Source organism: Sorangium sp. So ce119 (assembly GCF_051524405.1).
Lineage (GTDB): Bacteria > Myxococcota_A > Polyangia > Polyangiales > Polyangiaceae > Sorangium > Sorangium cellulosum_G.
Map to the genome: position 1 here is coordinate 10193069 of NZ_CP150310.1, position 23788 is coordinate 10216856.

General features: G+C 73.6%; 18 protein-coding genes. 10 read left to right on the forward strand and 8 right to left on the reverse strand.

Annotated elements, in window-relative coordinates; translation table 11 throughout:
• Positions 1 to 42: 42 nt before the first annotated feature.
• Positions 43 to 909: an alpha/beta fold hydrolase gene (locus WME76_RS38620; RefSeq protein ID WP_437957155.1), complete on the reverse strand. Its 867-nt coding sequence runs from the start codon at positions 907 to 909 to the stop codon at positions 43 to 45.
• A gap of 53 nt (positions 910 to 962) precedes the next feature.
• Here WME76_RS38620 and WME76_RS38625 point away from each other — a divergent pair, with 53 nt between their 5' ends.
• A complete protein-coding gene (locus WME76_RS38625) occupies positions 963 to 1598 on the forward strand; it encodes a pentapeptide repeat-containing protein (protein ID WP_437957156.1) in 636 nt (211 codons plus the stop codon).
• 33 nt (positions 1599 to 1631) lie between these two features.
• Here the strand turns inward: WME76_RS38625 and WME76_RS38630 are convergent, their stop codons facing one another.
• Positions 1632 to 2294, reverse strand: coding sequence for a response regulator (locus WME76_RS38630; RefSeq protein WP_044970202.1), 663 nt, complete (start codon positions 2292 to 2294; stop codon positions 1632 to 1634).
• A 328-nt stretch (positions 2295 to 2622) separates the two neighbouring features.
• Here WME76_RS38630 and WME76_RS38635 point away from each other — a divergent pair, with 328 nt between their 5' ends.
• The 7 genes from WME76_RS38635 to WME76_RS38665 all read left to right on the forward strand — a co-directional run bounded on the left by WME76_RS38635 (position 2623) and on the right by WME76_RS38665 (position 13539).
• Positions 2623 to 3027 carry a response regulator gene (locus WME76_RS38635; RefSeq protein ID WP_437957157.1) on the forward strand — a complete coding sequence of 135 codons (405 nt, stop codon included), beginning with the start codon at positions 2623 to 2625 and terminating at the stop codon, positions 3025 to 3027.
• 103 nt (positions 3028 to 3130) lie between these two features.
• Positions 3131 to 6160 (forward strand): glycoside hydrolase family 65 protein, encoded by a 3030-nt coding sequence (locus tag WME76_RS38640; RefSeq protein ID WP_437957158.1) that lies wholly within the window; start codon positions 3131 to 3133, stop codon positions 6158 to 6160.
• Entirely contained in the window at positions 6154 to 7140 is a 987-nt protein-coding gene (locus WME76_RS38645; RefSeq protein ID WP_437957159.1) for a universal stress protein, read from the forward strand. Before WME76_RS38640 ends, WME76_RS38645 begins: the two co-directional genes overlap by 7 nt.
• Positions 7141 to 7220: 80 nt before the next feature.
• A complete protein-coding gene (locus tag WME76_RS38650; protein WP_437957160.1) occupies positions 7221 to 9596 on the forward strand; it encodes an AAA family ATPase in 2376 nt (791 codons plus the stop codon).
• A 47-nt stretch (positions 9597 to 9643) separates the two neighbouring features.
• On the forward strand, positions 9644 to 10267 hold the full coding sequence (locus tag WME76_RS38655; RefSeq protein WP_437957161.1) for a hypothetical protein: 624 nt from the start codon (positions 9644 to 9646) through the stop codon (positions 10265 to 10267).
• Positions 10264 to 10911 (forward strand): hypothetical protein, encoded by a 648-nt coding sequence (locus WME76_RS38660; protein WP_437957162.1) that lies wholly within the window; start codon positions 10264 to 10266, stop codon positions 10909 to 10911. Before WME76_RS38655 ends, WME76_RS38660 begins: the two co-directional genes overlap by 4 nt.
• A gap of 561 nt (positions 10912 to 11472) precedes the next feature.
• The gene (locus tag WME76_RS38665) at positions 11473 to 13539 is read left to right on the forward strand and encodes an ATP-binding protein (RefSeq protein WP_437957163.1); all 2067 of its coding nucleotides are present in this window, start codon (positions 11473 to 11475) and stop codon (positions 13537 to 13539) included.
• Positions 13540 to 13545: 6 nt separating this feature from the next.
• On the opposite strand, the gene WME76_RS38670 is transcribed toward WME76_RS38665, so the two are convergent.
• Both WME76_RS38670 and WME76_RS38675 read right to left on the reverse strand, forming a co-directional pair.
• On the reverse strand, positions 13546 to 14067 hold the full coding sequence (locus WME76_RS38670; RefSeq protein WP_061619204.1) for a M17 family peptidase N-terminal domain-containing protein: 522 nt from the start codon (positions 14065 to 14067) through the stop codon (positions 13546 to 13548).
• Positions 14068 to 14071: 4 nt separating this feature from the next.
• Positions 14072 to 15694, reverse strand: a complete 1623-nt coding sequence (locus WME76_RS38675) for a thiamine pyrophosphate-binding protein (RefSeq protein ID WP_437957164.1) — start codon at positions 15692 to 15694, stop codon at positions 14072 to 14074.
• A 1672-nt stretch (positions 15695 to 17366) separates the two neighbouring features.
• On the opposite strand from WME76_RS38675, the gene WME76_RS38680 reads away from it, so the two are divergent.
• Positions 17367 to 17564: a hypothetical protein gene (locus WME76_RS38680; protein ID WP_233562150.1), complete on the forward strand. Its 198-nt coding sequence runs from the start codon at positions 17367 to 17369 to the stop codon at positions 17562 to 17564.
• Between the two features lie 141 nt (positions 17565 to 17705).
• Here WME76_RS38680 and WME76_RS38685 read toward each other — a convergent pair whose 3' ends face one another.
• From WME76_RS38685 to WME76_RS38695, 3 genes are all read right to left on the reverse strand, one after another.
• Positions 17706 to 18998 (reverse strand): hypothetical protein, encoded by a 1293-nt coding sequence (locus WME76_RS38685; RefSeq protein WP_437957165.1) that lies wholly within the window; start codon positions 18996 to 18998, stop codon positions 17706 to 17708.
• A 223-nt stretch (positions 18999 to 19221) separates the two neighbouring features.
• Positions 19222 to 20418 (reverse strand): aminotransferase class V-fold PLP-dependent enzyme, encoded by a 1197-nt coding sequence (locus WME76_RS38690; RefSeq protein ID WP_437957166.1) that lies wholly within the window; start codon positions 20416 to 20418, stop codon positions 19222 to 19224.
• A gap of 319 nt (positions 20419 to 20737) precedes the next feature.
• Positions 20738 to 22255, reverse strand: a complete 1518-nt coding sequence (locus tag WME76_RS38695) for a vWA domain-containing protein (protein ID WP_437957167.1) — start codon at positions 22253 to 22255, stop codon at positions 20738 to 20740.
• Between the two features lie 418 nt (positions 22256 to 22673).
• On the opposite strand from WME76_RS38695, the gene WME76_RS38700 reads away from it, so the two are divergent.
• Entirely contained in the window at positions 22674 to 23219 is a 546-nt protein-coding gene (locus WME76_RS38700) for a chalcone isomerase family protein (RefSeq protein WP_437957168.1), read from the forward strand.
• A 15-nt stretch (positions 23220 to 23234) separates the two neighbouring features.
• Here the strand turns inward: WME76_RS38700 and WME76_RS38705 are convergent, their stop codons facing one another.
• Positions 23235 to 23684 carry a universal stress protein gene (locus tag WME76_RS38705; RefSeq protein ID WP_437957169.1) on the reverse strand — a complete coding sequence of 150 codons (450 nt, stop codon included), beginning with the start codon at positions 23682 to 23684 and terminating at the stop codon, positions 23235 to 23237.
• Positions 23685 to 23788: the final 104 nt, after the last annotated feature.

Sequence of the window (23788 nt, forward strand, 5' to 3'; positions counted from 1 at the left end):
AAAAGCCTGATCGCGGCCGCGCGCCCTCTGCCGGAGATTCCCCTACAGGGCGGACCGGATCACCTCGAAGAGGCCCTCCGGGTCATCGACGTGCAGCCAGTGCCCGGCGGTCGGCAGCACGTGCACCGAGACCCAGGGCGCGCGCGCCGCGAGCGCCTCGAAGCGGGCGCGCGACGCCGGCGAGATCGACGCCGACCGGCCGCCGAGCACGACGTGGATGCGTCGCTCCTCGGCGCCGGCCGGCGCCGGCGGGTCCTCCAGGACGTGCCAGAGATCGCGGGCGAAGTAGTCGGTGAGCAGCGCGTTCAGGACGTCCAGGTCGAGGCGGATGCGGAAGCCTTCGCCCTCGCGGCGGACGTTCATCGCCAGCCACTCCGCGATGCCGCGGCTGAAGCCGGCGGCCTGCACCGCTTCCAGGAACGCCTCGCGCGACGCGATCGGCTGCGGGATCGCGCGGAGCAGATCGAGGACGCCGGGGCTCTCCGAGCCGCTCTCGCCGGCGGAGCTGGCGCTCGGATCGGCGTCGAGGATGAAGCCGCGCTCGAGCCCCTCGGGACGGCGCTCGAGGTACGCGAGCGCCACCTTGCCGCCGAACGAGTGGCCCATCACGCCGCGAACGTCGAGGCCGAGGCGGTCGCCGAGCCGGAGCAGGTCGTCGGCCGCCGCCGCGATCGTGTGCGGCGCGGGCGGGCCCTGCGACATGCCGTGGGCCCGCAGGTCGACCAGGATGAAGCCCCACGGCCGCGCCGCAGCGCTGGCGGTCTGCGCCTCGACGAGGCGCCGGACGAAGGTGCGCCAGTTGGCGCCCGAGCCGAAGATGCCGTGCAGCACGAGCATCCAGCGGGCGGGCGGCGTCGAGGGCGCGGAGACGAGGGCGTGGTGGGGCACGAAGCCGTCGTGTGCGTTCATGGCTCTCCGGGCCGCGCGAGCGCGCGACCTGCGCCTAGCGCTAGCATGGACCCATGGCCAAGAAGCCCCCGATCACGCCGTCGCGCGCCGACACCGCGGAGGACCAGGTCACCCGGCCGGCGAAGCCCGAGCGCTTCCACGGCGCGACGCTCGCCGGGGCCGACTTCGATGACGCCGACCTGCGCGGCGCCCGCTTCCACAACGTCGCCCTCGCCCGGGCCGACTTCGATGACGTCGACCTGCGCGGCGCCCGCCTCCACAACGTCACGCTCGCCGAGGCCGGCTTCGACGACGTCGACCTGCGCGGCGCCCTCCTTCAGAACGTCGCGCTCACCGAGGCCGAGCTCGATGACGTCGACCTGCGCGGCGCCCGCCTCCACAACGCGACCCTAGCCGGCGCGTCGATCGACGACACGTCGCTCGCCCGCGCCCGCATCGACGACGCCGACGCCGCATCGACCCGCTGGTCCGACGTGAGCCTGCGCGGGGCCCGCATCGAGGGATCGGACCTGCGTGACGTCGAGATCGTCGGCTGCACGATCGATGGGCTCACCATCGACGGCGTGCGCGTCGATCGCCTGCTCGCAGAGGCGAAGGGACGATCGAGCGCGGGTCCGTCGCCGGAGACGACGCCGGAGCGATCGCAGCCGAAGAAAAAGAAGTCGAGGCGCCCCGCTCCCGGAAAATGAGAGGGCAGCGCCTCGCGCGCGATCGAGGCCGGATTACGCCTCGATCAGCCCGGTTCGCACCGCGATGCGGGTCAGCTCGACCGCGCTCTTGCACCCGAGCTTCGCGTAGATACGCACGCGGTGGGTCTCCACCGTCTTCGGGCTGATCGTGAGCCGCGCGGCCGTCTCGCGCGTCGACACGCCGGCCGCGAGCAGCCGCAGGACCTGACGCTCGCGCGGCGTCAGCGCGTCGAGGCCGCCAGAGCCCTCGCTCGCCGGCTTGCGCATCGCGCGCACGACCGCGCCCGCGATGCTCGAGGACAGCGGCGCGCCGCCCGTCGCGATGCGACGGATGCCCTCGATGACCTCCTCGAGCTTCGACGTCTTCACGAGGTAGCCCTGCGCGCCCGCGCGCAGCGCCTCGGCGACGCGGAACTCGTCGTCATAGCCGCTCAGCACGAGGAGCTTCGCCTGCGGTAGCTGCGCTCTCAGGGCTCCGAGGAGCTCGATGCCGTCCCGGTCAGGGATGTTGAGATCGACGAGCACGACGTCGGGCTTGCAGCTCGCGGTCTCGCGCAAGGCATCGGCCGCCGTCCCAGCCTGGCCCACGACGACCATGTCGGGCTCATCCGAGAGCGCTCGAGCGAAGCCTTCGCGAACGACCGGATGATCGTCGATGAGGTAGATGTGCAGCTTGCTAGCAGGGGTTTCCGCCATGATGACCACAGGGGGATTGGGATGTCCTTCGGACCACAATTCGATACCCATGAGCAGTACAAGTCAAGCTGCTCAGGTCGTCCTGGGAGGAACCTTACAGGGGTATCAGGTGCTCAACGATCTGCAAGCAGCGGCGCGGCGGCAAGCCCAATTGATAAGGAAAACTCCGTCCTGAGCGAGTTTCGGGGCTCGGTGGAGAACTGCGGCGTGGAAGGTATGACGCTTCGCTCCGCCTCCGCGCGAACCTCCACCGATGCCGCCACGGCGGCCATCTGGTATCCTTCGCGCGCTTCATGCGCCGAAAAGGCCCGCGATCGAGGGAAGTTGGATGAGCTCGCCGGGCTTTTCCCCGAGCCTGACCGGCGCTTCCCCGCTCGGGGGCGCGGACATCTTCGTCGTCGATGACGATCCGGCGCTGGTCGACTCGCTGATCGACCTGCTCTCCGATGAAGGGTACCGCGTCCAGGGATTCACGCGCCCGCAGGAGGCGCTCGACCGCCTCGCCCGCGGGGCCAGGCCCCGGGCGGTGCTGCTCGACTACGTGATGCCCGAGATGACCGGCGAGGAGTTCCTGACGGCGCTCGCCGCCGCGGGCGTCGACGTGCCCGTCCTCCTGCTCTCCGGCGTGAGCGAGCCCAGCATCCGAGGTCCCGTGGCCGGCGTGCTCGCGAAGCCGTTCGACGTCGACAGGCTCCTCGTGGTGCTCGACCGGCTGATCCGCGCCGTGCGCTGATCCGCGCCGTGCAGCGCGAGCGCGCCGCCGCCCGCGCTGATCCCGGCCTGCACAGGCGCGGCGGCACGGTCCTCGCGTAGGCCGTCCGGGGGGGAAGTCGAGGATGTCGTCGCTCCCAGACAGCGCGCCGATGCCAGACAGCGCGCCTTTCCTGATGCGAGGCGGGTCGAGCAGCCCCGCCGCCGCGAGCGCGCCGGCGGCGATCAGGCTGCCCGCCGAGCTGCACCGCCGCTTCCGCTTCCTCGCGATCGACGGGGGGCTCGTCGCGCAGGCGGGCGACCGCGCCGCGCCGCTGATCGACGCGCTGCTCGCGATGGGGGCGCGCGTCGCCGTCCTCGCCGCCGCCGAGGCCGTGCCCGACCTCGCGCGGCGGCTCGGGCGCCGCGGGCGAGCCGAGGAGCGCAGGCGGCTCTTCGTCGGCGCGCTCGGGGCGGCGGAGCTCCACGGCTTCGATCGCCGCGGCGACGCGGTCCCGCTCGTCGCCCGCGCGGCGCCGGACGGCCGCTCCGCGCTCGCGGAGCTGCTCGCGCGCGTCGTCGCGCCGCTCCGCATCGAGCCGCGCGATCGGCTCGCGATCTCGCCCGACCCGGGCGGCGGCGCGCCGGCGGCGTACGCGGGCGGGCTCCGCGACGCGCCGGAGCTCGCGGGCGCGATCCACGCGACCGCCAGCGCCCAGCGGCTCTGCGACATCCTCGCGCTCCAGCGCGAGCTCGACCTGGAGCTCGGCCCCCACGCGGCGCCGCGCGACGCCGCGTGGGTCATCGACGAGCCGGGGTTCGACGTCGCGCGCGAGCACGAGATCGAGTCGCTGCTCGCGATCGCCAACGGCTACCTCGGGTCGCGCGCGTCGCTCGCGGAGGGATCGAGCGTGTCGCGGCCGGCGACGTTCATCGCGGGCGCGTTCGAGCCCTCGGCCGACGTGAGCCGCGTCCCGGAGCTCGTGATCGCCCCCGACTGGGGCCGGCTGAGCGTCGTCATCGAGGGCGAGCCGTTCTCCGCGGAGACGCGCGGCGTGCTCCACCACCGGCGCGAGCTCGACATGCGGCGCGGCGTGCTGCTGCGCGACTGCCTGCGGTGCGGCGAGGGAGGACACCTCGCGCGCCTGCACACGCTCCACGCCGCCTCGCTCGCGGACCGCCACGTCCTGATGGAGGCGGTCAGCGTCGCCCCGCTGAACTTCACCGGGACGATCCGCGTCGACGCGATCCTGAGCGGCGACGTGAAGAGCGCGAGCGGCGCGGCGCACTGGAAGCGCTTCGCGGCGGACGCGAGCGCGCGGAGCCTGATCCTCGTCGGGCGCACGCACGGCGGGCTCGTCACCGCGATGACGTCGCACCTGCGGGTGCTCCCGGAGCAGGCCGCGGAGGGCGCGCCCCCGCCCGAGGCCGCGGAGGGCGCGCGGTGCGCGCGCACGTCCGACGCGCGCTCGATCGCCGAGCGCTGCGAGGTGAGCGTCCGCGTCGCCGAGCGGCGCCGCCTCTTCCGCACGACGACGCTGCACACCTCGCGCGACACCCCCGCGCCGCGCCAGGCGGGGGAGGCGCTCCAGGCGGAGCTCTCGGCCCGCACCATGGACGACCTGCTCGGTGAGCACGCAAGGGCGTGGGCGGAGCGCTGGCGCCGCGCGGACGTCGAGATCGACGGCGCCCCGAAGATCGAGCGGGCGCTCCGGTTCGCCCTGTACCACCTCATCGGCTCCGCGAACCCCGATGATCCGCGCTGCTCCGTCGGCGCGCGCGGGCTCAGCGGCGAGGCGTACCGCGGCCACGTCTTCTGGGACACCGACATCTTCCTCGTCCCGTTCTACGCGCACTGCTACCCCGAGGCCGCGCGCGCGCTCCTCCTGTACCGGCACCGCACGCTGCCGGGCGCGCGCCGCAAGGCGCGGGCGCTCGGCTACGAGGGCGCGCTCTACGCGTGGGAGTCGGCGGACACGGGCGACGAGACGACGCCGCCGCTCGTGATCACGCCGTTCGGCGAGGTGACCCGGGTGCTCTCCGGCGAGCAGGAGCACCACATCAGCGCCGACGTCGCCTACGCGGCGCACGCCTACGGCCGCGCGACCGGCGACCTCGACTTCGCGCGCGGCGAGGGCGCCGAGATCCTGATCGAGACGGCGCGCTTCTGGGCGAGCCGCGCCGAGCTCGGGCCGGACGGCCGCGCCCACATCCGGCGGGTCATCGGGCCGGACGAGTACCACGAGGGCGTGGACGACAACGCCTTCACGAACTGGATGGCGCGGTACAACCTCCGCGCCGCCGCGGCGACGGTCCGGCGCGGCGACGCGCGGGGCGACGTGCTCGCGCGGCTCGACCTCCGCCCCGAGGAGGCCGACCGCTGGTGCGACGTCGCGGACCGCATCGCCCTCGGGATCGACCCGGAGACGGGCCTCATCGAGCAGTTCGCGGGCTACTTCCGCCTCGCGCCGTTCTCGATCGCCGACCACGCCGTGCGCAGCGCGCCGATCGACGTGCTGCTCGGGCGCGAGCGGACGCAGGGCTGCCAGGTCGTGAAGCAGGCCGACGTCGTGCAGCTCGTCGCGCTCCTCTGGAGCGCGGTGCCCGCGCGCGCCCGGCGCGACAACTTCCTCTACTACGAGCCGCGCACCGCGCACGGCAGCTCGCTGAGCCCGGGCGCCCACGCGCTCGTCGCCGCCCGGCTCGACCTCCACGCCCTCGCCGAGCGCTACTTCGACCAGACCGCCGACATCGACCTCGGCAACACGATGGGCAACGCCGCGGGCGGCGTGCACATCGCCGCGATGGGCAGCCTCTGGCAGGCCGTCGCGTTCGGCGTCGCCGGCATCACGCGCGTGCCGCGCAGCGAGCGTCCGGACGGGCCGGGGCGCGCGCCGCTGCCCCCGGCCGACGACGAGGCGATCGGGATCGAGCCGCACCTCTTGCCAGGGTGGCGGCACCTCGAGATCCCGATCTCCTGGCGGGGCCGCGCGCTCGAGATCCACGTGGAAGACGGCGCGGTGGAGGTCGCGCTCGAGGGCAGCGCGCCCCTGACGATCTGCGCGCTCGACGCGGGCGCGCCCGCCTGCGCTGTGCTGGCCGAGCCGGGCCGCCGCTACGTGGCGCGACGGGCCGGCGGCCGGTTCCACCCCTGGGAGGAGGTGACGACATGGTGAGCGCCGCGCGCAACGGGTCTCCCGGCGGATGCGGAGCGCTGTCCGGATCGGTCTCCGAGCTCGAGCCGCCGCACCCGGCGCGCGAGGACGAGCCGTCGCCGATGAGCGGCGTGCGGAACAGGAACGTGCTCGTCGCCCTCCACGGGCGACGCGTCCACCTCGGCGCCGTCGAGCTCGGGCGGCTCATCGCCGGCGCGCTGCGGGCGCCGCTGCACGGGCTCGTCGTGTCCTCCGAGCCGATCGAGCCGATCGACGTGCCCGCCCACCTCGGGGTCGACCCGGAGGCGCTGCACGGCGTGGTGCTGCACGTCGACGCGAGCGACGATCTCCCCGGCGCGCTCGCCTCCGCGACGGAGCGCCGCGACGCCGCCTTCGTCGTCGTGGCGTCCGAGCCGGAGGAGCTCACGGACAACCGCCTCGGCGTCGGCTGCCTCGCCGCGCGCGCCCTCGAGGTCGCCGCGTGCGGCGTCGTCGTGATCGGCCCCGCGCACCGGCCGGCGACCCGGCTCCAGCGCATCCTGCTGCCGCTCGACGGCACCCCCAGCACGGCCGCGGCGATCACCCCCGCCGGGGAGCTCGCCCGCACCCTCGGCGCCGAGCTCGACATCGTGATGGTCGGCGGCGCCTCGCCGCGCGACGACGCGGAGGACGCGCCGCCCGTCTCGACGCCGACGCCCTCCGAGCCGGGCGCGATGGTGGCGCCCCTCTACGTCGACCAGCCCCAGCACGAGTGGCCGGCGTTCACCGAGGAGTTCCTGGGCCGGTTCCTGGGCGCGATCGGCCACTGCCCCCACGACGTCTCCACGCGGTTCTTCCTCGGCAGGGGCGCGCCGGCGGCGGAGATCCTGCGCCTCGCCGGCGAGCTGGCGAGCGATCTCGTGGTGCTGGTCTGGCACGGCCAGCTCGCCGACCGGCACGGCGGCGTCTTCCGGGACGTGCTCCGCGGCGCCCCGTGCCCGGTCATGGTCCTGCGGCGGTAGACCGCGCTCGCCAGCGCGGATCGGCGCCGCGGCGCGGCGCCCGGCGGGCTCCACTCCAACGGGCGGCGAAAGGCGCTATCGTGCGCCGCCATATGGTCGCCCGGAAGCTGCCCGCCAGCGAGTGCCGCAAGATCGTCCAGCCCGAGAGCTTCCGCTTCTCCACGACGGACGAGGTCGCCCCGCTGTCCGCGGGCATCGGCTCGCAGGAGCGCGCCCTCGCCGCGCTCGCCTTCGGCCTCGACATCCGCCAGCCCCGCTTTCACGTCGTCGTCGTCGGCGCGCCGGGCACGGGCCGCACGTTCTGCGCGCGCGCCGTCGCGAAGCGCATCGCCGCGAGCCGCCCCACGCCCGACGACATCCTCCTCCTGCCGAACCCCCACCGCCCGAGCGAGCCCACGGTCCTCTCGCTCCCCCCGGGCGAGGGACGCCCCTTCGTCGAGGCGATGGAGGAGCTCCACGAGAAGCTCGTCGACGCGCTGCGGGGCGCCACCGAGGGCGAGCGCTTCAAGCAGGCGCGCGGCAAGATCCAGCGCCGCGTCAACGCCGAGGAGCGGCGGCTCGAGGAGCAGCTCAAGGCCGCCGCGCGCGAGCTCGGCCTCGACCTCGTCCGCGGCGAGGACGAGGTGCAGATCACCTCGCTCGAGGACTCCTCGAGCGCGCCGGACGGCGAGGCCCTGCTCGCCGTCGCCGGGTCCATCGAGGAGTTCGAGATGCGGCTCGCCACGGTGCAGGACGAGGCCGACGTCGAGCTGCGCAGCGTCGTGAAGCAGCTCCTCAGCGACGGCGTGAAGGGTTGCTTCCAGCCCGTCCTCGCGCGCTTCGAGGGGCGCGACGACATCAGCGCCTTCCTCGCGGACGTCGAGACGGTCGTCTCGAAGGAGTTCCGCCTGCTCGTCGACGAGGCGCGCGGCGAGGAGGGCGGCGCCACGCTCCCGCGCGGCGTCGTCGTCCCGACGCTGCTCACCGAGCACACGCCCGACTCCGGCGCCCCCGTCGTCGAGGTCCCCTACCCCACGCTGAGCGCCCTGTTCGGCCGCACGCACGCGCCGCCCGACTCCGGCTTCCCCCCGGAGCCCGGCTTCGCCGTCGCGGGCGCGCTCCACGAGGCGGCCGGCGGCTTCCTCATCCTGCCCGCGGGCGCGCTCCTCAAGAACGAGGCGCTCTACGAGCAGCTCAAGGCCTGCCTGCTCGCTGGCAAGTTCATCGTGCCCGAGCACAACCCGTCGTACTTCCGCGGCACCGCCGAGGAGCTGCTCTTCCCGCCGATCCCGATCGACGTGAAGGTCGTCCTCGTCACGAACCCGCAGCTCTACCAGGACCTGCACGACGCCGATCCGGAGTTCTCGCAGCTCTTCAAGGTGCAGGCGCGCTTCGAGACGACGATCTCGCTCGATCAGGCGTTCCTCACGTACCCCGCGTTCCTCGCCGGCTTCGCGCACGATCGCGGCCTGCCGCCGATCACGGCCGACGGCGTGACCGCGCTCCTCTTCCACGGCGGGCGCCTCGCCGAGAGCCAGACCAAGGTGAGCGCCCAGGTCGGGCTCATCGCCGAGGTCGCGACCGAGGCCGGCTACCGCGCTCAGCGCCGCGGCCGCAAGGTCGTCGACGGCGCCGAGGTCAACGAGGCGCTCGAGTCGGCGCGCCGCCGCGGCAGCCATTTCCGCGACCACGTCCACGAGATGCTCTCCGACGGGACGATCCGCATCGACGTGACCGGCCGCCACGTCGGGCAGGTCAACGCGATCTCGGTGCTGTCCGACGGCCCCCAGACGTTCGGCCGCCCCTGCCGGGTGACGGCGGTCGTCTACCCGGGCCTCGAGGGCCCGGTGAACATCGCGCGCGAGGTCGAGATGTCCGGCCCGCTCCACAGCAAGGGCGTGCTCGTCCTCACGGGCTTCCTCGCCGCCCGCTTCGCCCAGCGCCGCCCGCTCTCGTTCGGCGCCTCGCTCGTCTTCGAGCAGACCTACGAGCCCATCGAGGGCGACAGCGCCTCCTCCAGCGAGCTCTACGCCCTCCTGTCGGCGCTCTCCGGCGTCCCGATCCGGCAGGAGCTCGCCGCGACGGGCAGCATCGATCAGCAGGGGAGCATCCAGCCCGTGGGCGGCATCAACGAGAAGATCGAGGCCTTCTTCGACCTGTGCGCCGCCAAGGGTCTGACGGGCGAGCAGGGGGTGCTGATCCCGAGCGCCAACCGCGACGCGCTCATGCTGCGGGGCGATGTGGTCACCGCGATCGAGGCCGGCCGCTTCCACGTCTTCGAGGTGAGCTCGGTGGAAGAGGGCATCGAGATCATCACCGGCGTCCCGGCGGGCGTCGCGAACGCGGACGGCAGGTATCCGGAAGGGACCGTATTCCACGCGGCGGACCAGCGGCTCGATCGCTTTTACCAGGCGATCGCCGACACGATGAGAGGGGGGACGGGCGTGGATCCTCGGAGCATGCTCAGGGGTCGCTGAGGAGGGTCGATCCCCGGAGCATGCTCAGGGGTCGCCAAGCAAGATCGATGGCCGCGAAGCGCACAGCCAGAGCACGGGCGCCGAAGGAGCCGAAGGCCGCGCCTGCCCCCCGGGCGCGGCGGAAGAAGGCCGCGCCGGCCGCCGGCACGCGCGGCCTCGACGCCGTCGAGCTCGCCGCCGGCGCGCCCCCGCGGGAGGTCGCCGCCCTCGGCGACGCGATCCGGAGCGACGGCGGCAGCGTGCTCGCGAAGGAGTTCCGCCTCGAGTTCGAGGAGCCGAGCCTGCTCACGCTCGGCCTCTGCTACGAGCGGCGCCCGCGCTTCTCGGGCGGCGCCTACCAGTCGGTCCTCCGGCACATCGACCGCTTCCTCGACGAGCCGCTCCCGGAGGCGCTCGAGACCCGCAGCGCGCGCGCCGACCTCCTGCTCGCGCTCGACGACGCGGTCGCGCAGGCCGTCGACGGCCTCCGGGCGCGCGGCTTCGAGAGCCCCTACCTGAAGGCGTTCGTCGTCGCCCGCATCAACCCGCTCCGCTTCCAGCGATCTCCGGACGCGCCGTTCGAGCCCACGCTCAACAAGATGCTCGCCGCCGCCCAGCGCTTCGATCCGGCCGCGGTCCGCCCCGACCAGGTCGCGCGCGCCGCCGGGCCGCCCGAGGAGCCCGCCGGGTGATCCCGCGCGCGCCCCGCGTCCCCGCGCCCCCGCGGCCCCCCCAGGCCCCGCGAGCCGGACCGCCGCCCGCGCGCCCCGCCGCGGATCCCGCCGCTGCCCCGCCGACCCACCTCGGCGATCCCCGCGTCATCTACGCCTACGCCGCGCACGTCGTCGGCCAGTCGCTCGCGTGGGAGGGGAACTACAAGGCGGCGGCCGCCTCGCTGCGCGACGTCCCGCGGGACTGGATACCTCCGCAGGTGCGGCTGCTCCTCCTGAGCAGCCTCGCCCAGTGGCAGCTCTGCGCCGGCGACATCGACGCGGCCCGGCGGCTCCTCGACGACCTGGACGAGGGTCGCGCGCCGCCGTCGGTGCGGCCGCTCGTGCGGGGGGCGCGCGCCGCGGTGCTCGTGCGCGCGGGCGACCCCGAGGGGGCGCTCTCCCTGGTCGGCCGCCGCGACGGCGAGCGCGACGAGCCGCCCGAGGTGCGCCAGCGCTACCGCATCACCCGGGCGCACGCGCTCGCCGCGCGGGGCGACCTCGCCGCCGCGCGCGCGGAGCTCCGCCGGGTGGTCGACGATGTCGGCGTCGACGAGCTCTGCCGCTGGATCCCCGCGGGCGGGCCGGCGCGGGCCACCATGATCGAGCTCATCGACGAGGGGTGATCGACTCGCGCCTTCCGCGCTCTCCCGGCTGCCGCCGGTCTTCCGGTTCGCCGCTCTATCGACGCTCAGCAGCTCTCCAGACAGGCAGTGAGCTCCGCGCTGCGCGCACTCACGTCCTCGTCGCCGAGGCAGGCGCGCCGCCCGTCCGCGACAGCGCTCCAGCCCAGCGCTCGAATCGAGCGTGGACAGTGCCCACATGCTCGCTGTCAATCATCATTTCCCTGATCTGGCATCTGGGATCCTCCTGACTCCCGTTCGGGGCGGTTCGGGCCAACGGACCGCACCCGGCGCGCACCTGCCGGGATTCCGGTGGACGGTGGGGAGCGCAACGTTGCGGGCGGGCGGCGTCTGTTCGATAAAGGATGCTGTACGCAAAGTGCAGCGGGCCAGGTAGGCTTTTCGCGTCGGCCGGGGGAGAACGCATGCCAACCTGCACGGGTGGCCAATGAGCGCGGGGGCGCCACGGAGGGTTATCGGCGAGTGCTGTACCGATCTGGCCAGGCCCACGCGCCCCCTCAGGGCGGCAGTCCTCGCTCACCGGAGCCCGCACGGGGGGCTCCCGTGAACCGTCCATCAGACACCGCGCCTCCGCGCATCCTGGTCGTGGACGACAGCCCCACGTACCTGCACCAGGTCGCGGCGGCCATGCGCGAGGAGGGCTACGTCCCGGTGCTCGCCCATTCCGGGGAAGAGGCGCTCGCGCGGCTCACGTCGGCGCGCGTCGACGGCATCGTGCTCGACATGGTGATGCCGGGTCTGTCGGGTCCGGCCACGTGTCTCCGCATCAAGGCCAACGCCGCGTGGCGTCCGATCCCGCTCCTGATGCTCACCGGCCGCGACGACCACAAGGCGATCCTCGACGCCCTCTCGGCCGGCGCCGACGACTTCGTGACGAAGTCGGGCGAGTTCACGGTGCTCAAGGCCCGCGTGCGCGCCCAGCTCCGCCGCAAGCACTACGAGGACGAGAACCGCAGGATGCGCGAGCTCCTCCTGCGCCGGGAGATGGAGGCGGCCGAGGCGCGCGCCGATCGGCGCCTCAAGCAGAGCGAGGAGCGGTTCCGCCTGCTCGTGGAGGGCGTCCAGGACTACGCCATCTTCATGCTCGACCCCGCGGGCCGCATCGCGAGCTGGAACCCGGGCGCCGAGCGCATCAACGGGTACCGCGCCGACGAGATCATCGGCCGCCACTGCTCGGTCCTCTACCCGTCGGAGGACACCGAGCTCGGCAGGCCCGGCGCGGAGCTCGACGCCACGGTGGAGACCGGCCGCTCCGTTCAGGAGGGCTACCGCGTCCGCAAGGACGGCATGCGCTACTGGGCCAACGAGGTCATCAGCGTCCTCTTCGACGAGGCCGGGCGCCTGCGCGGCTTCGCGAAGGTCACCCGGGACGCCACCGAGCGCCGCCGGGTCCACGAGGCGCAGCGCATCCTCGTCTCGGCCGGGCAGATCCTCGGCGAGTCGCTCGACTTCGAGGAGACGCTGCGCCGGGTGGTCCGCGTCGCGCTCCCTGATTTCGCGTCGATCTGCGTGCTGCTCCTCCAGGACGAGTCCGGCGCGATCGAGCGGCAGGTGACCGCCCACGCGGACCCCTCCATGGCGGCGGCGACCGAGCTCCTCGGCAAGATCACGGCCGACTCGGCCGCGCGCGGCATCGGCAAGGTCCTCCGCACGGCGCAGCCGGAGCTCATCCCGAGGGTGACCGACTCCTTCGTCCGCGCGATCTCCTTCGATCAGGCGCACTACGAGGCGCTGCGCTCGCTCTCCCTGGCCTCGCACCTCACGGTCCCGCTCACCGCGCGCGGCCGGACGCTGGGCACGCTCTCGTTCGCCTCCACGCACCGGCGCTACGACGCCGTCGATCTCGACCTCGCGCAGGATCTCGCGCGGCGCGCGGCGCTGGCCGTCGACAACGCCCGTCTTTACCGGGAGGCGCAGCTCGCGGTGCGCGCGCGCGACGACTTCCTCACGATCGCCTCGCACGAGCTCCGCACGCCGCTCACGCCCATGCAGCTCCAGGTCGACGGCCTCCTGCGCGCCGGAAAGCGCGGCGGCCTCACCCCCGAGCGCGCGACGCCGCGGCTGGAGATGATCAAGCGCCAGGTCGAGCGGCTCGCCCGGCTCATCACGAACCTGCTCGACATCTCGCGCATCTCCGCGGGGCGCCTGCAGCTCGAGCTCGAGGACGTCGATCTCGCGGCCACGCTGAACGAGGTGCTGGAGCGCTTCCGCGAGGAGCTCGCCGCCGCGGGCTGCCCGGTCAACCTGTCGATCCCCGCGTCGCTCCACGGCCGGTGGGATCGCCTCCGCCTCGACCAGATCGTCACGAACCTCCTCTCGAACGCGATCAAGTACGGCGCCGGCAAGCCGATCGACGTCGAGCTCGTCGACCTCGCGGACCGCGCCCGCCTCACCGTGCGCGATCGCGGCATCGGCATCGCCCCGGACCAGCAGGCCCGCATCTTCGAGCGCTTCGAGCGCGCCGTCTCCAGCGAGAACTACAGCGGCTTCGGCATGGGCCTGTGGATCGTGCGACAGATCGCCGACGCGCTCGGGGCGACGATCCAGGTCGAGAGCCGCCCGGGCGAGGGCGCGGCCTTCACCGTCGACCTGCCGAAGCAGCCTGCCTGACGGAGGCTACAGCGCCCGCCGCACCCTGCGGCGCTGCTCGATCATGTGCTGCGTGATCTGCTGCCTGCCCTCGGCGCGCTCCACCAGGGTCCACACGTTGTCGCCGCGCTCCCGGCCCGCGCAGTCGAGGAGCGCGTCGGCCGCCTGCTCGGCGGGGATGAGCCCGTCGTGCCGCCCCGGCAGCTCCACCACGGCGACGCGCGTGCAGAGCCCGCCCATGGTCGCGAGCATCCGGCGCACGACATCGCGGAAGACCGCCTCGTCGAACGCGTCGCGCCGGCCGGCGCCGAACAGGACGAGCTTGTCGAACGCCATGCGCGGCTTGCACGGGATCATGACGACCTCGCCGAGCTCGCAGGTGATCAGGCCCTGCCGCCGGAGGTCCGAGATCCGGCCGCCGAGGCGCCAGTCGCAGAGGCCGGCCACGCCGTGGGCGGGCAGCGCGTCGCTGAAGGGGGCGCACGCGAGCACCTCGGAGTCGAGCTCGTCGAGGCTCTGCAGGTCGGGGGAGATGAACCGGAGCTCCACGGGATCAGACGCTGATCGCCCCCTTGCGGAAGTCGCTCTTCGCGATCTTCACGTTGACGCACGCGGGCCTGCCGCACCGGAACGCCTCGTCCAGCGCGGGCCCGAGCTCCTCCAGCCGCTCCACGCAGGCCCCGAAGCCGCCGAGCGCCTCGACCACGCGGTCGTACCGGGTGAAGTCGAGCGACGTCGCGGGCGCGCGGCCCTCGCCGTAGAGCTCCACCTGCCCTCGCCGGATCTGCGTCCACGCCGCGTCGTTCCCGATCACGCTCACGACCGGGATGCCCTGGCGCGCCATCGCCTCGAACTCGAGCGCGTGGAAGCCGAACGAGCCGTCGCCGTACACGAGGACCACGTTCGCCTCGGGCCGCGCGAGCTTGGCCGCCATCGCGTAGCCGGGCCCGACCCCGAGCGTCCCGAGCGGGCCCGGGTCCATCCAGAGCTGCGGCCACTCGAGCTTCAGCACGTTCGCGGCCGTGGCCACGAAGTCCCCGCCGTCGCCGATCACGATGTCGTCCTTGCCGAGCCGCTTGCCGATCTCCGCGCAGACGCGCAGCGGGTTCGGCGGATCGCCGTCGCTCTCGATCTCGGCGAGCATCTTCGCGCGCGACCGCTCCTCGGCCTCGCGCACGGCCGCGAGCCACGCGTCGGTCGCCTTGCCGGGCACCTCCGCGAGGAGCTGCTCCAGCGCCACGCCGCTGTCCGCGTGGATCCCGAGGTCGACGCGGCGGTTTCTGCCGAGCTCACCGCCGTCGAGATCGATCTGGACGACCTTCGCGGCCGGGCTGATCGCGCGGCCGTACTCGAGGCGGAAGTCGAAGGGCGTCCCGAGCACGACGCAGAGGTCGGCCTGCGCCAGCGCGAAGCGGCGCGAGCGGCTCATCAGCCCCGGGTGCGCGTGGGGCAGCGCGCCGCGGGCCATGCCGTTCAGGTAGAAGGGCGCCTTCACCGCGTCGGCGAAGCGGCGCAGCGCGTCCCGCCGCGGCGACCAGCGGAGCTGGCTGCCGACGATGAACATCGGCCGCTCCGCTTCCCGCAGCATCGCCGCCGCGCGCCCGATGTCGGCCGGGTCTCCCCCGGGCCGGGGCGGGGCCATGGGCGCGGTGGCCGGCGCGTCGTCGCCCGCGTAGCCCATCAGCAGGTCGAGCGGCATCTCGAGGAACACCGGGCCCGGCACGTTCGCCTGGGCGACGCGGAAGGCCGAGTCCACGTACTCCTGGATGCGGTCGGTCGACGGGACGGCGGCGCTCCACTTCGAGATGGGGCGCATCAGCTCGACGTGGTTCATGTCCTGGAGCGAGCCCATGTCGGCGAGGGCCCGCGGCCCGGCGCCGCCGATCACCACCATCGGGATCCCGGCGCGCTGCGCGTTGGCGACCGCGGTCACCACGTCGGTGACGCCAGGCCCCGCGGTGACGGCGCACACCCCCGGCCTTCCGGTCACCCGCGCGTACCCGTCGGCGGCGTGTCCGGCTGTCTGCTCGTGTCGCACGTCGACGACGCGGATGCCGTCGTCCAGGCACCCGTCGTAGATCGCCTGGATGTGCCCGCCGCAGAGGGTGAAGAGGTGCGTCACCCCGTGTCTCGCGAGGGCCTTCGAGACGAGCCTGCCGCCGTGCACCTGCGCCATGGGGCCGGCATATACCACGAGCGCCCCAGCGTCCTCCCGGCGAGCGGCCCGTCCGCGAGCCGCCGCGCCCGGACGGAGGCGAGCCGCCTTACCCACCCGGCGCGCTCGGCTCCCGGTGACGGCCTCCCCGGACGTCGCGCGGGCCACGACGCGTCACGGCGCCACCGCCGCAGCGGCGCCTGGCTGGCGGGCACCATCGCCGTCCCAGGAGAGATGACGGTGAGTTGAAGAGAAAGTTTAGTGTCCTTCCTAACCAACACGTCACGTGAGAGCTCTTTAATCTGGAGGGGCAGGATCTTCGGGGTCAGCGCACCCGCCGGCCGCGCGCCGCCTCGCTGGACTTGAACCACGCTATCGCAGGAAGAGGTCGCCTATGCCGCGCCCGAGGGGGATACCCCCCTTCGTCCAGGCAGCACTGTAAAATTCCAGCCCCACTACAGGATGGACGTCGCCCTGTCGGCGAGATCGTCCCATCGGCGGCCGGAGCCTTTCGCATCTTCCCCCGGCTCGCCCTGTTCTCACCGGGCGAACACATGATATAGTTGGCTCCTTATTGCGGCTGCCAGCTCGACACCGCCATCTCTCTCGGCCTCTCCCGGTGCACCTGCCCTGCAGCCGCCGGTCTGGGAGACGGCTCCGATCCCGGCACGAGGCGGCGAGCCCGCCGGGCACCGGCGTCGCGGCGGTCTCCGAGGCGCGCAACCTGCCGGAAACATCCGGGTGGGGGACGAGGTGGTCGCGCACATGAGCATCTGTGAGGCACATGACCCGCTCACCACCACCGGTGAGATCTCCGTGCGCAGGGTGGTTGGTGAGAAACAGCATCTCCTGCGCGCGGCCCGGGCGGTCGCGATCTCCCGGCGCTCGGCGCGGGAGGGCCGCTGTGACCGGAGGGCGGCTCCGGAACGCGGCGGCGTGACCGCGGCGCCCCCGCCCGTCGCGATGACACACGATCTCCTTTCCGTGTGCGCGCCAACTCCCTTGCGGTACGCCAGCCTCGACGGGCTGGAGATGCCATCGCGCCGCCGCGGCGTTCTCGCCGGGTCCATGCGTGAAATGGAGCCATCGTGTGTGACGCTCTCGTCGACGCCGGCCTCATACCCTACGTCCCGACCGTCGGGCCCTCGCGCACGGCGCGCCTCTGTACGCGCGTGCCGGACGCCGGATCGCCGCGAGACGCTGGCCTCACCGGGCCGGGCTCGTCTCCGTCCATGGCAAATCATTTCATCGAGGCGCGATCCGTCACGGTTCTACACGCCCCTGGTGCGCCGAGGAGGCCTTGTTTCTCGGAGAATTTGCGCGCTGCCCTTCGTGGGCTGTAGTGCGCTGGTTCCCCTCCTCGCAGGGTTGATTTCAAACATCCTGTGTTCACAGAACGTTGCCCAATACACCAAACCAACGCGTGACTGCTTACATGAGCTGGCGAGCTTGTTGTTTTCTATTTCGGGAAAGCTCTGTATCGGTTATGCGGAATAAGAGGACGCGCAATCGCGCTTCGCTGGAGTAGCATCTTTCTATGTCGGAGCCGCCTAGTAGCAGTAGCAGTCAGTTGATCCGGATTCCCATCGTGCTGGCGCTCGACTGCAGCCCCAGTTTTCTGGCTCGTTGCCGCAGGGTTGCAGCGCGGGCACGCTTCCTTGTCCGCTCCTGCGAGGCGGCTTCGGCGTGGGCGGTGGCTGTTCGCCTCCGCCCGCTGGCGATCGTCTTGCCGAGCCACCTGCACGACCGCGCGCCGCGGACATTCGAGCTCCTCGCGGAGGACGCGGGCGCACGCCTCGTCGTCGTGGAGTCCGAGCAGCTGCCTGCTGGCGAGCTCGAAGGGCACATCACCCACGCGATCGGCGAGGCGAGCCGCGCCCGGGGCGCCTAGCGCCGCTCGGGCCAGCCGCCGCGGCCGACCGCAGCGGGCTCGGCGGCAGGCTCGGTCGCAGCGGGCTCGCCCGCTGCAGACGCGAGCGCCGTCGGGCTCACCAGCGCTGACCCGGCCGCCGGCGATCTCGCCGCCGAGGGCTCAGTCGACGCGGATACCCGCGCTGAACCGGAAGCCCCAGGTGTGGTCGAGCGGCGGGCCGAGCTCCTCGTCGAAGGGCAGCAGCAGCCCCGTCCGGATGAACGTGAGCCTGCGCTCCATCGTGAGGAACGGCTCGAGGGCGAGGACGTAGACGTTGCGCGCGACGGCGTGCCGGACGTCCACGTTGTCGAACGTGGGCAGCGCCATGCCCTGTACGCGCAGACCGCCGCCGATCCCGTGGCCGAGCTGGAGCTCGGCGGCGTGCTGGATCGCGACCTCGTACTCCTCGTTGCGGCCGAGCGGGATGTAGAGCGCGGGCTCGAGCTGGGCGCGCGCGATCACCGGGCCGAAATGGGCCTCGGCCCCGAGGCGCGCGTGGATCGGCAGGATGCTCGGGAAGAACTCGTGGAGGTCCCAGTAGGCCCGGCTCGCGCCGACCGGCTCGTAGCTGGCGTGGTCGTGGGTCTGTCCGGAGAGCGTCGCCAGCCCGACGGCGCCGCCCACCGTGAGCCAGAGCCTCTGGCCAGCGCGGACGATGTGGTGGGCGCCGAGCGTGACGTTGCCGAGCACGGCGTCGGTGCCCTCGTCGATCGCGAGCCCGAAGGGGACGCGGACGTCGAGGAAGGTGTGCCCGGAGAACGGCATGCGGGCGAAGAGGGAGACAGCGAGCCCGGAGACGTCGCTGTCGCCGCCGGTGAACGACGACGTCTCCACGCCGATCGCGCCGCGCCGGCCGAGCGGGATGTTCGCCCGGTTGAGCGTCCCCTCGCCCGGCGCGGGCACGGGCGGCGGCGGGGGCCCGAGCGCGTCGTCCGGGAGGGCTATCCAGGGATCGGACGCAGGGAGCCCACGGCCTGCGCCGGACGCGCCCCGCGATGCAGCAGGGGGCGGGGGACCGGCGGACGGCGCGGCCTCGGCGGACGGCGCGGCGGCGTCAGCAGGCGGTGCGCCCTCGGCAGGCGACGCGGCCCCGGCGGGCGACGCGGCCCCGGCGGGCGGCGCGGCCCCGGCGGGCGACGCGGCCCCGGCGGGCGGCGCTCCTGCCGGCGGCGGTCCTCCTGGCCCGGACGGCGCTCCTGGCGCGGGCGCGCCCGCGTCCGGCGGGACGGGGGCCGCGGTCGCCGGCGGCTGCGGCGCGCCCGACGCCGGCGGCGTCGCTGCCGGAGCGGGCGGCGTTGCTGCCGGCGAGGACGCGGCGGGAGCAGGGCTCGCCGCCGGGGGAGGCGTCACGGGCTGCGCGGCGGACGGCGACGCCGCGAGGGTCGATGCGGCCAGGCAGGCAAGCGAGGACAAGACCAGGATTCGACGTGGCATCGGGTCTCCTTGGGGCGCGCATCCTATCTGCTCGGGAGGCGCGCGCGCTCTGCTCCCGCGCGGCTGGCCGCTCGTCGCGCCGCCTGCTCCCGCGGGCGCTGGCCGCGCGGCGCGATCGGCTCCCGCGAGCGACGCGGCGCGCGGAGGCGGTCAGCCCGACAGGCGCAGCCCGGCAGGCCCCGCCGCGCGCGGCGCCAAGGCGCTACAGCAGCGCCGCGAGCGCCGCCGCGAGCCGCTCGTAGTGCGACCGCTCGTTGTAGATCTGGCCCGAGATCCGGAGCCACCGCCGGGGCGACGCGGGCCACGCGAACACCGGCACCTCGATGCCCCAGCGCTCGAGGAGCGCGTCCTGGAGCGGATCGAGGCGCGGCGGCGACGACGGCGCGTCGGGGAGCGGCACCGTCGCGAGCGCGCCGATCATCGCGTCGGGGGCCGGCGGCCGGCAGCCGAGCGCCTCGCACAGGACGTCGCGCGCGGCCAGCGCCGTCGCCCGGTTGTGCGCCCGGAGCGCGGGCCAGCCGCCGGGCAGGAGCGCGCCGAGGAAGCGAAGCGCGTCCGCGACGCAGAGGGCTGCGCTGGGATCGGACGTGCCCGTCCAGTCGAACTCGAGCAGGAAGCGCGACCGGTCGGCGCGCGGCGAGTTGGCGCCGTGGCTGATGACGAGCGGGCGGATCGCGCCCTGCCTGTCCCGCCGCACGTGGAGGAACCCCGCGCCCTTCGGCGCGCACAGCCACTTGTGGCAGTTGCCGGTGTAATAGGCGGCCCCGAGGGCGCGGAGGTCGAGCGGCACCATGCCGGGCGCGTGCGCCCCGTCGACGAGCAGGTCGACGCCGCGCCCCGCGAGCTCGGCGGCCAGCGCGGCGACGGGGAACACGAGCCCTGTCGGGCTGGTCACGTGGTCGACGAGGACGAGCCGCGTCCGGGGCCCGACGGCCGCGAGCACCGCCTCGATCACCTGCTCGGGCGCCTCGATGGGGAACGGCACCGCCGCGACAACGACCCGCGCCCCCGCGCGGGCCGCGGCGGCCTCGGCCGCGTTGCGACAGGCGTTGTACCCGTGATCGGTGACGCAGATCTCGTCGTCCGCCCCGAGCGGGAGCGACCGCAGCACCGTGTTCACCCCGGCGGTCGCATTGGACACGAACACGAGGTCCTCCGGGTCGGCGCCCACGAAGGAGGCGAGCTCCCCCCGGGCCGCGTCGAGCAGCGGCTCGAGCTCGCGGAGGAAGAAGCGGACCGGCTGGCGCTCCACCTGGTCGCGGTAGCGCTGCTGCGCCTCGAGCACCGCGCGCGGGCAGGCGCCGTACGAGCCGTGGTTCAGGAAGGTGACCGCCGGGTCGAGCGGCCAGAGCTCGCGCACGGCGCCGGCGCGCGGGTCGGGGAAGGCGTTCGGGCTCATGGTGGGGGTCGGGAGGCGGGCGTGGCAGGCGTGGCGAGATGTCGGAGCGACCTGAGCAATGTCGCGCGGGACCCGCTGCCTGTCGAGGGACACCCGAGCGGCACCGACGTTGATCAACGTTGAACACGTCAGTCCACGTTGATTGGTTGATCAACCATGGCCAGGTTGCTCGAGCTGCGGATGCTCAGGTCAACCTGTCCATGATGGACGCCTCGTCGGTCCATCATGGACTGGCAGATGCGCTGTCGGCGCTTGCCGGAACAGATGCGCTGTCCGCGCTTGCCGGAGCAGATGCGCTGCCCGCGCTTCGCGGACCAGCTCAGCGACCCGACCAGACCGGAGAGGCGCTGTTCATCTGGAGCGCCTCCATGCGCCGCGCCGCGGGCGGGGCCGCCGCGGCGGCGCGCGCCGTCTTCCGGGCGCTCGCCACGGCCGCGGCCGCGTGGACGGCGCGCTCCTTCTCCGGGGCCGACCGGGCGCGCGCCGCCTGCTGCCGCAGCCGCTCCTCGGCCGCGGCGAGCTTCGCCTCGGCCGCGCCGAAGTTGCCCGAGTTCACGTCCTGGGCGGCGTCGAGCTGCGCCATGCCCGTCTCGATCACGGCCGCGAGGGTCTGGGTCTTCTCGTTCGGGTGCGCGGCGACCAGGGCCGGGTCGCTCGTCACGTCGTAGCGAGCCACCACCTCCTGCACGCGGGGGACGTTGCCGTTCTCGGGGTCGCGGAAGTGGAGCCGCACGCTCGCGAGCGGGTGCGAGCCGGCGGCCGGCGCGGTGACGCGCGCCCGCACGAGCATCTCGCGGTGCTGCCCGCCGAACATCGTGCCGAGGAGCACCCGGATCGCGTCGCCGGACCGGTCGGCGCGCTCGTTGGGCACGTCGATCAGCTCCACGCCGGGCGCCGGGACGATCTCGACGAACGCCCCCGTCGCCGCCGTCGTCTGGAGCAGGGCGAGCTCGCGCTCGAGCACGGAGGACATCTGGCGCGCCTCGGTGAGGTGGTACAGCCGGCCGCTGGAGCCGACGGCGAGCGCGTTGAGCGTGCGCTCGTCGTAGTCGGCCCCGACCCCGAGCGAGGTGATCTGCATCCCGCGGGCAGCGCCGCGCTGGGCGAGCGCGCCGAGGACGTCCGGCGAGGAGGGCCCGACGTTCGCCTGGCCGTCCGAGATGAGCACCACGCGCCGGACCGCGTGCGTGGACGGCGCCATGACCGCGTGCTTCTCCGCGAGCCGGAGGCCGTCGAAGAGGTTGGTGCTGCCCTCGGGGGCGATCGCGGCGATGGCGCGCGCCACCGCCGGCCGCGTGGCGGGGCCGAGCACGGTGGGCGCCACGCGCTCCTGCGCCGCGTCGGCGAACGACGCGAGCGACACCGCGTCGCCGTCCGGCAGCCCGTCGACGAACGCCTGCGCCGCCGCGCGGGCGTGCTCCATCTTCGCGCCCTGCATCGAGCCGGAGGCGTCCACGAGGAGCGCGACCGCGGCCGGCGCCCGCGCCCGCTTCGACGACGCCCGGGCCGCCGGGACGTCGACCCACACGCCGAGCTGCGTCTCGCGCGTCCCCGGCAGCATGAAGTCGCTCGCGCCCGCGGCGCCGATCCAGACGCCCCGAGTCGCGCCGGCCGCCGGCTCCGGCTCCGGCGCGGGCGCCGGGGCGTCGGCCGCCGCCGGTGCCGCGGCCACCGCCGGTGCCGCGGCCGCCGCCGGTGCCGCGGCCACCGCCGCGCGCTCTTCCAGCGCCCCCGCGCCCGGCGCGGCCGCGTCGCCCGTGCCCGGCGGCGCCGCCACGCCGGCCGCGCAGCCCAGCGCCGCCCATCCCATCAGCAATCCAGCGAGCATCGTCCGCATCGAGGAGCTCCTTCCGCCGCGAGCCATGACGCGGTCACCGGAGGACCTCGCGTCCTCCGCCGCATTCTCTCGGCCCCCGCAGCGCGCGGCTTCTACGGACCGGTCTGGAAAAAGATCTCACGGCGCGCTCGCCCCGCCGCCAGCCCTCGCCCGGCGGCGCGCCGCCGCCTCACGTCCAGAGCCTCCTCCGAGCACACGTCCGTGGGTCGTCCCTGCCGGACTCCAGGGCACAACTCGCGCTCTCGCAAGAACGGCGACTCCCCACGTCCCTCCGTCCGTGGTCCAGGTCTTGCGAACGCTGAACGCTGGAGGCTGCAGGCTGAAGGCCGAAGGCTGACCGTGGACGGGTGATCCCCGGCGCGCGGCGCCGGGGCGCGGTGCGCCGCAGAAGCCGGCGATACCGGAGGAGGTCGATCCGATGAAACTCGCTCGAAGCAAATCTCCAGCGTTTCTCGCCGCGTTCGCGGCGATCTTCCTGGCCGTCGCGAGCCTCTTCGCTTTACCGGACTACACGCTCACGGGCACCGGAGTCCGCGTGAGGACGGTCGGTGTGGTCAAGATCGAGGTCTACCGGATCAGCCATTACATGGACCAGCTCCCGCAAACGAGGTCCAGGCAGGCTGTCATCGACATGGATACAGGGAAGAAGTTCGTCTGGACGATGCTGCGCGACGTCGACCGCGCGAGCATCGTCAAGGCGCTGAGAGACGCCTACGCGATGAACGACTATACCGACACGGTGAAGATCGGGAGGTTCGTGGCGGGGTTCGAGGGTGACCTGAAGGCGGGATCGGAGGTCACCATCGAGTACGACGCGCGCGCGAAGACGACCACGGTCACGGTCCCTGGCGGCGGGACCGCGACGGTCGGCGGCCTCGACTTCATGAAGGCCACCTGGCGGATCTGGTTCGGCAAGATCGACCAGCCGCAGCTCGCGGACGAGCTCATCGCGAAGCTCCCCTGACGGCGGCGATCCTCGTCAGTCCGACGGCTTGTCGCGCACCACGAGCACCGACCGGCTCGTGTGGTTCACGACCTTCGCCGCGGTCGTCCCGAGCACCTTGTCGATGCCGGAGTACCCGTGCGACCCGATCACGATGAGGTCGGCGTTCTCCTCATCGGCCGTCCGGCAGATGACCTCCCACGCGACGCCGACGTGGACCACGATCTTCGCGAGGAGCTCGGGCGGCACGCCGCGCGCGAGCTGGTCCAGCTCCTCGCGATCGCTCCGCTCCAGGATCTCGGGGACGCGGGTCGGGGACTCGTTCAGCGCCTCGGCCGGCAGGCTGTGGTGCAGGCCGATGCCGCGGACGAGCACGAGGCGGCCGCCGAGCTTCTGCGCGAGGTCCACGCCCTCCGCGAGGATGAGAGGCGCCCTGGGAGAGCTGTCCAGGGCAACGAGGATGGTCCGGGGGTGCTTGAGGCTCACAACGTCCGCCTTTCTCGAGCGGCGGTCGCCCGCTTCGGATACGGGCCCATCTCGACGTTTTCGGTGCTCAGCGCACCGGAGTGCGCTTGCGCGCCGAAAACGCC

Excerpts from the sequence above, each read along its gene's own strand:
- WME76_RS38620 (WP_437957155.1), bottom strand. The coding sequence starts at position 909 with ATGAACGCACACGACGGCTTCGTGCCCCACCACGCCCTCGTCTCCGCG.
- WME76_RS38625 (WP_437957156.1), top strand. The coding sequence starts at position 963 with ATGGCCAAGAAGCCCCCGATCACGCCGTCGCGCGCCGACACCGCGGAG.
- WME76_RS38630 (WP_044970202.1), bottom strand. The coding sequence starts at position 2,294 with ATGGCGGAAACCCCTGCTAGCAAGCTGCACATCTACCTCATCGACGAT.
- WME76_RS38635 (WP_437957157.1), top strand. The coding sequence starts at position 2,623 with ATGAGCTCGCCGGGCTTTTCCCCGAGCCTGACCGGCGCTTCCCCGCTC.
- WME76_RS38640 (WP_437957158.1), top strand. The coding sequence starts at position 3,131 with ATGTCGTCGCTCCCAGACAGCGCGCCGATGCCAGACAGCGCGCCTTTC.
- WME76_RS38645 (WP_437957159.1), top strand. The coding sequence starts at position 6,154 with ATGGTGAGCGCCGCGCGCAACGGGTCTCCCGGCGGATGCGGAGCGCTG.
- WME76_RS38655 (WP_437957161.1), top strand. The coding sequence starts at position 9,644 with ATGGCCGCGAAGCGCACAGCCAGAGCACGGGCGCCGAAGGAGCCGAAG.
- WME76_RS38675 (WP_437957164.1), bottom strand. The coding sequence starts at position 15,694 with ATGGCGCAGGTGCACGGCGGCAGGCTCGTCTCGAAGGCCCTCGCGAGA.
- WME76_RS38690 (WP_437957166.1), bottom strand. The coding sequence starts at position 20,418 with ATGAGCCCGAACGCCTTCCCCGACCCGCGCGCCGGCGCCGTGCGCGAG.
- WME76_RS38695 (WP_437957167.1), bottom strand. The coding sequence starts at position 22,255 with ATGCGGACGATGCTCGCTGGATTGCTGATGGGATGGGCGGCGCTGGGC.
- WME76_RS38700 (WP_437957168.1), top strand. The coding sequence starts at position 22,674 with ATGAAACTCGCTCGAAGCAAATCTCCAGCGTTTCTCGCCGCGTTCGCG.